Origin of the sequence: Paenibacillus jepli, from assembly GCF_047238105.1 — a bacterium.
Taxonomy (GTDB): domain Bacteria; phylum Bacillota; class Bacilli; order Paenibacillales; family Paenibacillaceae; genus Paenibacillus_D.
Window position 1 is genome coordinate 3,230,447 of record NZ_JBDFMD010000001.1, and the last position, 13,283, is coordinate 3,243,729.

Annotated in this window: 10 protein-coding genes; 4 read left to right on the top strand and 6 right to left on the bottom strand. The window is 54.1% G+C overall.

Annotated elements, in window-relative coordinates; all coding sequences use genetic code 11:
• Positions 1–109: 109 nt before the first annotated feature.
• Positions 110–1,741 carry a GMC oxidoreductase gene (locus tag ABC336_RS14180; protein WP_413239261.1) on the top strand — a complete coding sequence of 544 codons (1,632 nt, stop codon included), beginning with the start codon at positions 110–112 and terminating at the stop codon, positions 1,739–1,741.
• Between the two features lie 19 nt (positions 1,742–1,760).
• Positions 1,761–2,549 carry a sugar phosphate isomerase/epimerase family protein gene (locus tag ABC336_RS14185; protein ID WP_413239262.1) on the top strand — a complete coding sequence of 263 codons (789 nt, stop codon included), beginning with the start codon at positions 1,761–1,763 and terminating at the stop codon, positions 2,547–2,549.
• A gap of 258 nt (positions 2,550–2,807) precedes the next feature.
• Here ABC336_RS14185 and ABC336_RS14190 read toward each other — a convergent pair whose 3' ends face one another.
• Both ABC336_RS14190 and ABC336_RS14195 read right to left on the bottom strand, forming a co-directional pair.
• On the bottom strand, positions 2,808–4,229 hold the full coding sequence (locus tag ABC336_RS14190; protein ID WP_413239263.1) for an aldehyde dehydrogenase: 1,422 nt from the start codon (positions 4,227–4,229) through the stop codon (positions 2,808–2,810).
• Positions 4,230–4,309: 80 nt separating this feature from the next.
• Positions 4,310–4,936 carry a TetR/AcrR family transcriptional regulator gene (locus tag ABC336_RS14195; protein WP_413239264.1) on the bottom strand — a complete coding sequence of 209 codons (627 nt, stop codon included), beginning with the start codon at positions 4,934–4,936 and terminating at the stop codon, positions 4,310–4,312.
• A 218-nt stretch (positions 4,937–5,154) separates the two neighbouring features.
• Between ABC336_RS14195 and ABC336_RS14200 the strand changes: the two genes are divergently transcribed.
• Together ABC336_RS14200 and ABC336_RS14205 are read left to right on the top strand one after the other, a co-directional pair.
• Positions 5,155–5,457, top strand: coding sequence for a hypothetical protein (locus tag ABC336_RS14200; protein WP_413239265.1), 303 nt, complete (start codon positions 5,155–5,157; stop codon positions 5,455–5,457).
• A gap of 390 nt (positions 5,458–5,847) precedes the next feature.
• Positions 5,848–10,353: an S-layer homology domain-containing protein gene (locus tag ABC336_RS14205; protein WP_413239266.1), complete on the top strand. Its 4,506-nt coding sequence runs from the start codon at positions 5,848–5,850 to the stop codon at positions 10,351–10,353.
• Between the two features lie 180 nt (positions 10,354–10,533).
• Here ABC336_RS14205 and ABC336_RS14210 read toward each other — a convergent pair whose 3' ends face one another.
• The 4 genes from ABC336_RS14210 to ABC336_RS14225 form a co-directional block, all read right to left on the bottom strand.
• Positions 10,534–11,289, bottom strand: a complete 756-nt coding sequence (locus tag ABC336_RS14210; protein ID WP_413239267.1) for a YheC/YheD family protein — start codon at positions 11,287–11,289, stop codon at positions 10,534–10,536.
• Between the two features lie 101 nt (positions 11,290–11,390).
• Entirely contained in the window at positions 11,391–11,756 is a 366-nt protein-coding gene (locus tag ABC336_RS14215; protein ID WP_413239268.1) for a GntR family transcriptional regulator, read from the bottom strand.
• Positions 11,753–12,409, bottom strand: a complete 657-nt coding sequence (locus tag ABC336_RS14220) for an ABC-2 transporter permease (protein WP_413239269.1) — start codon at positions 12,407–12,409, stop codon at positions 11,753–11,755. The genes ABC336_RS14215 and ABC336_RS14220 overlap by 4 nt, the downstream gene beginning before the upstream one ends.
• Positions 12,402–13,256 carry an ABC transporter ATP-binding protein gene (locus ABC336_RS14225; RefSeq protein ID WP_413239270.1) on the bottom strand — a complete coding sequence of 285 codons (855 nt, stop codon included), beginning with the start codon at positions 13,254–13,256 and terminating at the stop codon, positions 12,402–12,404. Before ABC336_RS14225 ends, ABC336_RS14220 begins: the two co-directional genes overlap by 8 nt.
• Positions 13,257–13,283: the final 27 nt, after the last annotated feature.

Here is a 13,283-nt window from a genome sequence, read left to right on the forward strand (position 1 = left end):
GCAATGCCTTTCAACGGCATGCGACGATCGCAAGCGGATTAGAAAGCTGTCGTTCTGACGCTGCCCCCCGCATATACTGTGTAAGAAACAAAAGGGGAGGAGGCGACCGATGAGGCTCTACATCGCCGGAGAAAGCGATAGCCTGCAAACCATCGCGAGGCAATGCGGGACCGACGTCCGGAAGCTGATGGCTCTCAACCCGCAGTACAACGATCCATCCCTGCCTATTCCGGGCCTTCAGGTCAAGCTTCCCCCGGCGGAAGAAGAGCGAGTATGTGCACTCCCGGCCTGCACCTTCCAGCTTATTAACCCGAGTGCACGGGAGTCGTGGATGCCGTTAACCTCGCTCGAAGAGATGGAGAGGACGGAATACGACCTGCTGATCGTGGGGACGGGAGCCGGCGGGAGCGCCGTGTTGAAGCGAGTCATGCAGCAGATGCCCGGCGCCAAGCTGCGGATCGGGGTTGTCGAGCGGGGCGGCCTGCTCATTCCTACGCATGCGCAAAATATTCATACGATGACACCGAGACGGGCATTCGATTATTATGCCACAGAGGCTGATTATATCGACGGTTACTTGTCTGGTCAAATCTATGCCCTGGGCGGCAGAACCTTATTCTGGAGCACGACAAGTCCACGCATGACGGACTCCGAACTGCTGCAGTGGCCGGTGCCGCTAGCCGAAATGGCGGATTATTACGCGATGGCGGAGAACGCGCTAAGCGTCACTCGCAGCTTTGCCAGGGACGCTCCACTCACGCAGCAGCTGCTTCATCGGTTGCAGTGTCACGGGTTTCCCGATGCCGCCGATGAGCCGCTTGCTGTCAATCTCGCTCCGCCGAGCCAATTCGGTGTCTTGAACTCGAATCCTTTCTTCAGCTCGATCCAATTCCTCGCGGAGGCTCTGAACCGACCTTACGACCTCGCCGTCCATGCCAGAGTGATAAAGGTGCTGACGGACGGCAGCCGCTGCGCCGGCGTCGAGGTCATGACGCCAACAAAGCAAACCTTCCAGCTGACCGCCAAAAATGTCGTGCTGTCCGCCAGCACGTTCGGAAGCGCCCACATCCTCTTGAATTCCGGCATCCCAGGAAACGCCATCGGGCACTACATGACGAACCATTCCAGAGTGCTAGGCATAGCACACCTCGAACGCCATCGTTTTCCCGAGATGCTTGGCCCACTTCGCATTCTGGTGCCGGGGCGGATAGACCGCCCGTACCAGATCCAGATCATCGGACCTCGCGATTACCCCTGGGTCCAATATGCCGTGCAGCCTCTGCAGGAGCAACTGGACATTCTCCTCGCCACGCTCGGCAAGGTGGAAGCACGTTATGAAAATTACGTCTCGCTTGATCCCATCAGACGGGATGAGGACGGCGTGCCCGAGCTTAACATTCATTTTCGTTACAGCACCCGGGATGAAGACGTCATCCAGCAGATGGGAGAAGGCGTCGTACAGGCCGCAGCGGCCATGGATGTATCCTTGACCTCTGCCGAGGGTCCCGCTCTGTGCCGGCTCCCATTGGGATCGGATATCCACGAAATGGGAACGTGCCGGATGGGTATCGACCCGCAGACGTCGGTGACAGACCCCTATGGCCAGGTCCACGGCATTGCCGGACTGTACGTAGCGGATAACAGCGTCATCCCGACAAGCGGGACGGCTAACCCGACGCTGACCACCGTGGCGCTTGCTTTCCGCACGGCTGACGCGATCGTCAGAAGACTGCAATCTTGAGAGAATCGGGGGATGAGTGATGAGATTTGTCAGGTGCGGCGACATGATGAGGGAACTGACAGTCATCCCTCCGGGCGTTCAATTGTTCACGCTCCGCAACGAGCTGGAGCAGGATTTCTTCGGAACATTGGAGAAAGTGGCGGATATGGGCTATAAGCTCGTCGAGCCTTTCAGCTGGGGCTATGAACAAATCCCTGCCGAACAGCTGAAAGCGGAGCTTCGCCGTCTGGGGCTGAGGGCGATATCGACCTTCGTCTATCCCCTCACACCGGACACCCTGGAGAGCCATCTCGCCTATGCCGAGACGATCGGCGCCCATTACATCGTCACATCGCTGACCGAGGAAAGCTATGCGGAGGAGCAAGCTCTGCAAGCTTCCATTGCCATGCTGCGCAAGCTCGGCCTCGCCATTCGCCGCCGCGGCATGCAGCTGCTGTACCATCCCCACGGGGAGGAGTTCGACATTCGGAACGGCTGCCGCACGATCGACCGGCTGCTGGCGGGCGTGGGCACCGACGTGATGAAGCTCGCTCTGGATACGTATTGGCTGAAGAAGGCCGGCATCGACCCGCGCTCCGCCTTGTTGTCTTACAAGGGCCTCTCTCCCCTCATTCACGTGAAGGATATCGATCAGGATGGGCAATTCACGGAGATCGGGCGAGGTACGCTGGACTGGACTTCTTTGTTTGGAAGCTTCGGGGAGGCTGGCGTCCGATACTATTTCGTCGAGCAGGACGAGAGCCCGCATCCTCTCCAAAGCATACAAGCCAGCCTGGACTATTTGAAATCCAGGCTGGCTGCTGACTGATCATCGGTTGGAATAGTCCAAACCAAGATAAGGGACAGACTTGCCCTCTGTCGAATGCCATACCACTACCTGACCCTGCGGCGTCCAACCGATCAACGCTCCGGAGCCGATCCGATTCGCCTTCCCTTCCTCTCGATCAACCAGGTAGGTGCCGAACTCCCACGCATTTACAGCGTAATAGCGGTTCTTCTCATCCCCCGGTTTGACGTAAAGGATTCAGATAGGGTTCCATATTTTTGAATTTTCAGACTCTCTTCCTTAGATCGTGATCGATTTATATTCCGTATATTGACCCAAGCCCACACTGCCGAACTCACGGCCGATGCCACTGGACTTGAAGCCTCCGAATGGCGCATCGAATCCGCCTTGCGCACCATTCACTGACAGCGTGCCCGTGCGGATCTGCCGAGCCACTGCGAGTCCATGTTGGGGATCGCCTGCCCAGACGCCGCCTGCCAAGCCGAATGGTGAATCATTGGCGATGGCGATGGCCTCTGCCTCCTCATCATAAGGAATGACCACAATTACCGGACCAAAAATCTCCTCCTGCGCAATGCGCATCTTATTGTCCACATCAGCAAACAGCGTCGGCCGGACATGATAGCCGTCTTCCAGGCCCTCCGGCACCTCGGTACCCCCAACAACCAAACGCGCGCCCTCCTGAATGCCAAGCTCAATGTAAGCTTTCACCCGCTCCTGCTGGTCTCCCCGGACCATAGGTCCCATGAAATTCGCTGGATCGGAGGGGTCTCCGACGGTGATCTCCTGCACCATCTTAGCCATTTCCGCGACAACCTCTTCATAGCGGCTTCGAGGAGCAAGCACACGGGTATATGCGATACATGCCTCGGCGTTATTGGCAAACGAACTGTATTTCAAAGCGCCAACCGCCGCTTTTAGATCCGCATCTTCCAGGAGGATGACCGCAGACTTCCCACCCAGCTCCAGACTGACCCGCTTGAGCTGCTTGCCTGCTATCGAGGCTATAGTCTGTCCGGCAGCGGTTGAGCCTGTGAAGGCAATTTTGTCTACGTCAGGATGGGAGATCAGATATTCACTCGTCTCCCGATGGGCAGGAAGAATGCTCAACACCCCCTCAGGCAACCCGGCCTCGCTAAACAAGTCTCCCAACAGCAAAGCATCCAGGGCGGTTTCCGGTGAAGCTTTCAGGATCACGGTACAGCCTGCCAGCAGGGCAGGGATCACTTTCACAAGGGCAGATTGCTGCGGGGCGTTCCACGGAATAACCGCCGCTACCACGCCAGCAGGTTCTCTTCGCACGACCTCGCCTGAGGGCAACAGCTCCTCCCAACAAAAATCTGCCGCCGCGCGCAGATAGGCTTTCGTCTGTTCGAACAGCGCAGATTGCAAGGAACGGGTAAACCAGATCGGCGATCCGTTCTCCGAGGTAACCAAGGCAGCCAATTCATCAGCCCGGGCAGCATGCAGCTCATTAAACCGGCTTACGATTCCCTGACGTTCTTCCGGCATCATCTTGGACCAAGGTCCACTGACAAAAGCCTGCTTGGCTGCGGCAACTGCGCGGTCCACATCGGCTGGCGATGCTTGGGGGGCTACACCTATAAGCGTCTGATTGTGGGGAGAGCGCACTTCGATCGTATCGGCCGAGGCAGGCTCCACCCATCTTCCACCAATGTAAAGCTTGTTCATATTCAACATGTTCAACACTCCCATCATTTTTATAATGACATTTATAATTAAACGAATGATCGTTTATTATATTGGATAAAGAACTGCCATTATGATCTAATGGCATCCCAGCTAAGCAAAAACACGGTATTCCGCTCTTCTTCATAAGCCATAGACGGATCTTCATAATAGCTTTTCGCTATTTGCACCAGGGGCAGATAACAATAGGAGGCCAACAGCTCACTCCTTGCCTGTTTCAACTCCCCCTTCTCCGTACCCGATTGAAAGTAGGCGAGCAATGGTTCAAACATCGGCTTGGTGTCATCCAGGCATAATTTATGCACGAAAGGCGAGGCGGAGAATTGTTCAATAAACAAGAACCAGTCCTTGTTCTGAATCATAAAATCCAGCGCATTCTTCATGAACGTATAGCAAACCTGTTTGGAATCCATCCCTTCATGAATCGTGGCAACCAACGTCCTACTCATCTTTTCCTTCACATTCAGATAGAGCTTTAACAGCAAGTCCTCCTTGCTCTCGTAATAAACATAAATGGTGGCTGATGATAGTCCGGCTCGCTTGGCAATCTTCGACATCGAGACGTCGGCGAAGCCAACCTCATTGATCAATTGGATCGTGGCATCGAAGATGGCTTGATTCTTATGTTCATCTTTATGTCTCATGCGGCATATATTAAACGATCGTTCGATTAATGTCAACATCTGCAAAGAAGACAACGGAGAGTAAGTGCTCCGATCAATGATAGAGTTTTCGGTTAACGGTTGCTTTTCTTATTGCTTATTTGTAGAAGGACTGTCATGGCTTATTGGATTCGCAAGATTGCGCGGTCATCGCTACAGAGACAGCCCGATTGATCCGATAAAGGAAGGAGAGCGGTATGGGACATCCAATCTTCTCATTCTGCATGAATCCCACCTAAAGGAGATGTCTGTGAATGAAATACCAGTTTTGCCAACAGGTCACGATTGTGGATATGGACGAAGAGATTCTTTCGGAAGTGTTGTTCGATCATGGGGAGTTCGAAACGGCTGCCTTGTCGCTCGGGTCCTCCGTTCTGATTCAACAAGTAGGATTGAAGGAATTCAATGTCGTTTACGATACAAGGGAGGGCAAAATCGCTCGTTATAAAATCGCGGATATTGAAATCGATCTTGTCGCGCGACCGACGCTCACGCGGGTTTACCTCGAGCCGCTGAAGCTTATCGTCGGCCAGCATGATATCGGAGCGATCATGTAAGCGAGTTTGCCACGATGGGCCGCAACGCTCCTGTAGCGGCCCTTCAACCTCATAGCCATTTGGCCGCGATTAATGCCCCTGGACTTAGTGACTTCATTTCATTACACGCCCCCCATTTACCACATTTCGATATCCGCATTGGCTCCACACGCCCGCACGAGATTTGCGGACGATTCCACATGGATGAACATTTATTGCAAGCGCGATCCTCGCCTGCGTTGCGTGCGCAAAAAGTGTTAATAGATTGGGAACGCTGGGATGGGTATATTGGAGCCGAGTATTATGAAAGCGTTTACTAATCCCCCCCCCTACTCCTCACTGGTTCGGTATTAAGTCGAAAGACTTCGTACATAGATCCAACATTACTTAAGGAAAAGAGGGAAGTTACAAATGTCAAGACAACAGAAGTTGTTAAGGAAGTCGGGGCTGCTGCTGCTAATTATTTCACTGGCGGTTGGTTTGCTGCCCGGCCTTGCCGCAGTGGCGCTTGCGGAGGAAGCACAGGTTGTGAGTACGGATTCGACTACGTCAGGCAACTGGGTTGGCGCTTACGGGTCCGATGGCTATAATCGAGCCGAGGGGCGGGATGATCCGCCCGCTCCCGATGTGGCGCCGCTGCCCTCCGATCCGGTCTCCTATCTGGCGGAGAGCTATGATGCAACCAGCCTTGCCTTCTCACAAAGCCCCTATTCCGTCGAAGCACCGGGACTGCCAGTGGAGCTGGCAGCGGTGCTGACCGATGAGGACGATGAACCGATTGAAGGGTATACCGTGACCTTTGAACTGCAAGGGGATTATGTAGGGACCTACATCGATTCGGAAATTGGCGCAGCGGTGACCGATGCCGATGGGGTTGCTTCCGTAAGTTATACGCCGCCTTATGCCGGTCAATTTGACGTTCGGGCATGGACCGGGCCAAATGATGAGGATCTGCTGGATGGATCCGAAGCGTTCGTCGTTTTGGACGTCCAGCAGCCGCAGTGGGAATTGCCGCCGCTGCTGATGCGCGTAACGGACGCTGTGAAACCCGGCATGTTATTTCAGGTGAGCGGGCACGCCATGCAGGCCGACGATTGGGATGACGTCAAAGCAGTGATCGAGCCTCTGGCTTCCTCCGGCATGACGCCGTCTGCATCAGCGGTCGAGCTTGACATCGTGCACAAAGATGAGCAGCGCGGTCAATTTATGCAAATGCTCTTCCCTGCCTCCAACTTGCCGGGGGCCTATCGGCTATGGGTAAGCAATGAGCAAGGCTGGAGCGAGCCTATCGAATTGAATTCGCCGCGTCCGTTGTTTATGTCCGAGTATGAAGCATTCGACGGATTGTCCATCGATATATCAGGACGGAATTTTCTGGCTCGGGAATTCGATGCGAATACGGACACGAAAGTCAGGCTGCGTAATGGCTCGGATGCCGCATATGAGGTAGCGATTACTGACTTGACACCGTACTCATTGCGTTTCCTGGTGGAGAACGTGCCGCTTGGCGAATACGATGTTCAAGTTTCCAACGATGGCGGACACTCATGGAAGAGCCTGCAAAGCGATCAGACGCTGACTGTTGTTTCCCCGGGCGAAGATCCGCTGGGACTGGGCGTGGCGTGGGCCGATCATTTTGATTGGGACAATGTGTTTGACGTGACCGATTACGGCGCCATTGCGGACGATGGTGACGACGATACGGCCGCGATCGCTGCGGCAGTTGCGGCTGCCAAAAATGACGGAGGGGGCGTTGTTTATTTGCCTGCTGGTACTTTCCATGCGTCAGTCGTACAATTGCCAAGCCGTATCGTATTGATGGGAGATGGGCCTGAAAGCACATTCCTCTATCATAACGGCGGCAATCACAACTTTATTCAGGCTATTGGCGACGGCAAGACGGAGGGGCGCATGGGGATTGCACGAATCGGGATTCGCGCAACGGACGATACGATGTACCCCGATGCCTTTATCTGGCTGGGCCACGATTGGGGCGCTGCCGTTGAAGATTTGACGCTGCGAACGGCCAGCGAGATATTCGTCATCGAAACCAGCATCGAATACCCGGTGCTTGATCCCGTGGACAGATCGAGGGGAGGCGGCCGCGGACAAGGGATGGTTCTCGTAGGCGACGAAAGACTTATGATCAAAGATAACCGCATGGTTGGCTGGGTGGCCCAATACAATCGTGTTTTTATGAATCGCTATGTGAACTCCATTGGGAATTACGCTGAGTACAGCTCTAGCGCAATGCCGATCACTGCGGATTATACCTTTATTCGCGATAATGAATTTGTGATGCGTGGAGAAGCGGATGTCGAAGTGCACGGAATTGGTATGAAGTCGAACAGCCATGTGGAGAACAATTTCGTACGCACGACCGGGGCCCATCTGAAGACTACGTATAATAACGACGGAGAATCGATTTTCGCAGAGATGCCGAACGCTTATTACGCAGTGGGTGAAGTGCTTGGGGCGACTGCTGACACCATTTCGTTGGCACCATCGCAACCGTTACCGGAACCGATTAGTTTGCGCACAGGCAGATTAACTGTGGTCATCGTGGACGGTACGGGATTGGGGCAATATCGCGAGGTGCAATATATGTCGGGAACCACCTATTCGTTAATGGAAGTGTGGGATGTGATTCCGGACCGGACAAGTAAATTCGCATTAATCGCTCCGAATGACAATATGACGGTTTACAACAATGAGGCGATAGACGGACAACGCGGCATCTGGCTGTACGGCAATGCCATCGATGTTGTTGTTGCGGATAACAAGCTTGTTAATACGGACGGTATTTATATCTATTCATCTAGCAATGTGCAAAATAGCCGGTATACGCCAACGTTTTTTGTCAATGTGAAGGGAAATCAATTAATCGGGACGCCGGGAACAGGACATGCGTCGGGCATTATTACGGTGTCGAATCGCAGAGGCTTGGGAGTGCGGTTTTATGCGACGGGCGTTTACGGCATTGAAATCAACGACAATTATTTATATGGCAGCCAGGAGCCGATCTCGACGCCGCGTCACCAAAAGTTCTCAGGCATCGTTTCCTCGGCGGCTACGCATTCCAGTGACAGCAATCCGGTGTTTACACTGGAGGATCGCGACAATCTGAATGTGATTATCGCGAACAACCGGCTTGAGCATATGGCTGACGGCCTGGTCATGATGAGCGGTCTGTACGGCCACACCGCCCGAGGCAATCATTTCACCGATGTTGTACGAGAGCTGCATGAGTTCTACGGGCAAGGCACGTCACGTTTGCTGCAGCTTCCGGGAGCATTCACGGATAAGAGAGCGCCTTATTGGCCGACATGGAGCAAGATGCATGCCGAGCTGAGTGCCAACGACACAGCCGAGTTGAGCTGGGATCCAGCTGCAGATATCGTCGGCGTGACACAATATCGGATCTATCAAAATGGGGTTCAACTGGACACTGTGGGTGGCGGTATAACGACCTACGAAACCGCGACGCTCCAAGCAGGCACGACCTATCGATTCCAGGTGACGGCGCTGGATGCAGCGGGCAATGAAAGCTACACCGCGCTAGAAGCGACTGTCGTAACGCCGGGCAATCCGGATCCCGGCCCGGGTCCGGGGCCTGGCTCGGGTTCGGGCTCGGGTTCGGGCTCGGGTTCGGGATGGGGATGGGGAGCCATCACCGCACCACCTGAGGAAGCCCGGCATGTGCAGGCGCAGCAGGATGGTTCCGTTTCAATAGGGGTTACGCCTGCAAGGGAGGCAGCCACAGGCTTATCCGTATCGGCTCTAACGCAGACATTGCTGGATGAGGCGCTCGAACTGGCCCAATCCGATGAGCGCGGCGAGAAGATGATACGCATCCCGTTGGAGGCGGATGCCGAGGCATCCGGATATGCCATTGACTGGCCGATGGGCAATGTGTGCGAGAGCCATACCTCAGGCGGAGGAAGTGTGCTGTTCGAGGTGCAGACGCCCCATGCCAATGTCCAGGTTCCATGCACAGCCTTGCTCGCGGGAGCGGACAGCGGCACAGGCTCCGTGCGGTTAACGATCGCCGCCGCAGACCGTGCCGGATGGTCTCCGTCCTACACGATGCGTATCGGTTCGAGACCGGCGCTCGAAGTAAGCTTGTCCACTGGCGGATCGCCTCTGGACGGGCGGCGGGGCGATGACCGGCTGACGATAGGGATCCCGTACGAGCCGTACGAGGCGGAGCTGGCCAAGCCAGGCAATATTACGATATGGAAAATAGAAGGGGACTCCGGCCGTGCAGTGATCAACGGACGGTATGACGCTGCGAGCGAAAAGGTCATCTTTAAAGCGGCAGACGCCGGGACATACGCGATCGGTTTCGAGGCGAAACGCTTTGCCGATACCGAACGACTGGATTGGGCCAACCGTCCGATCGAGGCACTGGCTGCAAGGGGAATCGTGAAGGGGACATCTGAAGATACGTTTACGCCGCACGCTCCGGTCCGAAGGGCAGACTTTGTCCTCATGCTGATGCGTTTGCTGGAGCCTGATGGCGAAGCGGGCGAGCCGTTCCTGGATATCGACCCGGACAGCTATTACTACGAGGCGGTCGGCAAGGCCCGGGCTTACGGCATTGTGAACGGAGGGGACAACAACCGCTTCCGTCCGCACGACGAGATTACGAGGCAAGACATGATGACCATGACGGCAAGAGCGTTGCGGAAGGCGGGTCTGCTATCATCCGGGGATGCCGTCGGAACCTCTGAAGATGGAGAAGTATGGGCAGCATTTACTGACAGCGGCAGTGTAGCCTCGTACGCAAGGGAAGACATGGCGGCGCTCCTGCGCCTCGGCCTTGTGCAGGGCAGCAGCGGGCAGCTTCAGCCCCTGCAATCCACTAGCCGTGCGCAAGCCGCCGTGCTGATTCACCGTCTGTTTGAGCTTCTGTAACGATGGACCGTGGGTTCCTTCATCGCGGGAGTGATGAGGACCGGCATACCAGCAAGCGTTCTGTACGATCTGATGGGATCGTTCGGCCTAGTTGAGTGCTGATGCGCCGTTCTCCCTCCAGGCACAGCAACTACACCGCCTCAGGCATGAGCCTGGATGGCGGTGTTTTTTTGTTTTTATTTACTTTTTCCTTCCGTAATGTTTCCCGTGTGCCAGAATACGGCGATACATGGTTTTATCCTTCATTTGCTTGAGCGGGTAGAACTGCGGCCTCGTGTTTACCTCGAGGATCCAGGCTCTCCCTGTACGGTCCAGCGCCACATCAAGGCCCAGCTCCCGGAATCCGCTGCTATGTTTATCAAATATGTGTCCGACCGATCTGCCGAGGTTCTTGAGTTCCCGTTCTTTGCGCAGGATCATCTCCTTGCTGAAGTTGGCTCTCGACAGCGTCTCTCCGAAATACCCGATCGCCCCGCCTTGGTTGTAATTCGTTGCGACTTTGCCGGGCTTCCCGATCTTCGTGAACATCGCTGTGCTCTTCCACACGCCCGCGCGAGATTTTTGCACCATTACCCGGATATCGAAAGGTCTGCCGTTCACCGTGGCCAGTTGAATGCCCTTCTGCAGCAAGTAGGAGCGGCCGCGGCGGCGTTGATTGAGATAGCCGTAGAGCCCCTTCACAGTCGAGTAATGATTATGCTTTGCATTATGTTGAACTTGGTAGCCATGCTCCCGTTTTTTTATACGATGAATATGGAAGCCGCCGGAGCCGCCGGTAGGTTTGAAGTAGACGGTTGCATGCCTGGACAGCATGCGGTCCAGATTGCCGCGGTTAAAAAGCAGGGTATGCGGAACATAGTTCCCCACCTCTTTTTTCTTCAGCAGCCACTTTGTTTTTACCCATTTGCTCTTGATGGTTGTACTCTGATAACCCATAGTGACCAGGCCTCCTCACTCCAGTGTATGGAGGGGATGCCGGATTGCTCGTGCTTCCGTCTATTCTTTGCTGCGAGGATTGCAACCACCAGCCGGAGAAGTTAATACATCGCTTTCATCATCGCCATGGCTTCATCCAGCGTGAGACCATACGACTTGTAGTAGGCGATGTCGTTTTCCATTTGCTTCCGGACGGTTTCATTGCGTATTTGCAGCATTTCCTCGGGGGTGAAATCGGCGACAAAGCAGCCTTTGCCTGTGACAGTGTGGATTAACCCGCTTCGTTCGAGCTCTTCCCAGGCTTTCTTGACGGTGATGACACTGACCGAGAGCTCCAGGGCCGCTTGACGAATAGGGGGCAAGCCATAGCCGCTTTCGAGCTCGCCTTTCAGAATCTGGGCGCTGATCTGCTCATAGAGCTGTTGGTAGATCGGTTTCTCGGAGCGATTCGAAATCGTGACGTTCATAGGAGCTCCACTTTTAAAAATCGCTTCACCGACATGCGGTAAGCCAACAGGGTGAATGCGACGAATATAAGCACGCCTGCCATCAGGATCGAGAGTTGCAGCGCTGTATTCTCTACCCCCGGACCATAGAACATGTCATTGGCCCACGAACTCTGAATGCCGATCCATTGCGCTATGCCTGCAAATAGAAGAGCGGCCGCATTGGATGCTGTCGTGGCAGCCCCGTATTTATACGCTGTCTTATAGTACATGGGTAACAGCACCAGATTGAAGATGGCGAGCATCATGAAGCATAGTCCCCAGAACCCCAAGTGTGGCGAGAAGAAAAAATACGATATGTCCGGGTACAAACGGAACGTAAATACACTGAATAGCATGGCCACAAGAAGATGCATCAGCTCCAGAATGACAATCACTGTGATCCGTGCCCGCACGATATCTTGTTTGGTCACGGGCATCATCGAGCTAAACATCAGATCGTTCTGGCTTTTAAATCCGCCCAGCGTATTCGGCACCGTGATGCAGCAAAAATAAAACGGGACGAAAAAATAGACCCAGCCGGGAACGAGCATTAAGGCGCCCGTCAATAGAGGCAAAACAAAAAACCAGGGATTCACGCCAAGCTTCATATCCTTTATGACCAGATTAAACATGGGTCTCCTCCTTCTTTGCGTAATACACCATGATCTCCTCCATACTTGGCGTGGCCGCCTTCAGATCGAAGGACGGATCGAAATCTCTAGCATGAATCAAGCCGGTAAAGCCGAAAGCATTGGTTCTGCAGGCAATTAACCGATCCTTTACTTGATGCAATTGGTCCACACTGCCGCTGAGCAGGCGGTAAGATTCCACAAAATCATGTTTTTCCGAACTGGCGACGATACGTCCGTTATCAATAAAGGTGATAAAATCGGCGCATTTCTCCAGATCGGAGGTAATATGCGTGGAGAACAGGATGCTTAACTCGCCGCCCGCGATAAGCTCCTGGAAGAGATGAAGCAGATCGTCCCGCGAGACGGGGTCGAGCCCGCTCGTCGGTTCATCCAGCACGAGCAGCTTCGCGCCATGGGACAACGCCAGAGCCAAACTGTACTTTACTTTCATACCGGTAGAGAGTTCGGCGATTTTTTTGTTTTCATCCAATTTGAATCGTTTTAGATACTTGTAGTAAGTGGCATCATCCCAGTTGGTATAGAACCGCTTGGTGATGGAGGTCAGCGTTTTGATCTTGCTGCGCGTGTAGAAGTCAATATCGCCAAAGGCGCATCCAATCTCCTGCTTCAAGGCGATCTCGTGGTCGGCCATGTTCTTTCCCCTGACGAAGATTTCGCCGCTATCGATGTCAATCATCTTCAAGATCGATTTTATCGTCGTAGTTTTTCCTGCGCCATTGCCCCCGATGAAGCCCATAATGTACCCCTGCTCCAATTGGAACGAAACGTTCTGTATTTGAAAGTTGGGATAGGATTTGGTTACATTCCGAACGTCTAATGCAAGCATGCCAAACCTCCTCATAAAATTGTGTAT

Bases quoted from the DNA above. Each gene is read 5' to 3' on its own strand.
- ABC336_RS14180 (WP_413239261.1), top strand. From the start codon at position 110: ATGAGGCTCTACATCGCCGGAGAAAGCGATAGCCTGCAAACCATCGCG.
- ABC336_RS14185 (WP_413239262.1), top strand. From the start codon at position 1,761: ATGAGATTTGTCAGGTGCGGCGACATGATGAGGGAACTGACAGTCATC.
- ABC336_RS14190 (WP_413239263.1), bottom strand. From the start codon at position 4,229: ATGTTGAATATGAACAAGCTTTACATTGGTGGAAGATGGGTGGAGCCT.
- ABC336_RS14200 (WP_413239265.1), top strand. From the start codon at position 5,155: ATGAAATACCAGTTTTGCCAACAGGTCACGATTGTGGATATGGACGAA.
- ABC336_RS14205 (WP_413239266.1), top strand. From the start codon at position 5,848: ATGTCAAGACAACAGAAGTTGTTAAGGAAGTCGGGGCTGCTGCTGCTA.
- ABC336_RS14210 (WP_413239267.1), bottom strand. From the start codon at position 11,289: ATGGGTTATCAGAGTACAACCATCAAGAGCAAATGGGTAAAAACAAAG.
- ABC336_RS14215 (WP_413239268.1), bottom strand. From the start codon at position 11,756: ATGAACGTCACGATTTCGAATCGCTCCGAGAAACCGATCTACCAACAG.
- ABC336_RS14220 (WP_413239269.1), bottom strand. From the start codon at position 12,409: ATGTTTAATCTGGTCATAAAGGATATGAAGCTTGGCGTGAATCCCTGG.
- ABC336_RS14225 (WP_413239270.1), bottom strand. From the start codon at position 13,256: ATGCTTGCATTAGACGTTCGGAATGTAACCAAATCCTATCCCAACTTT.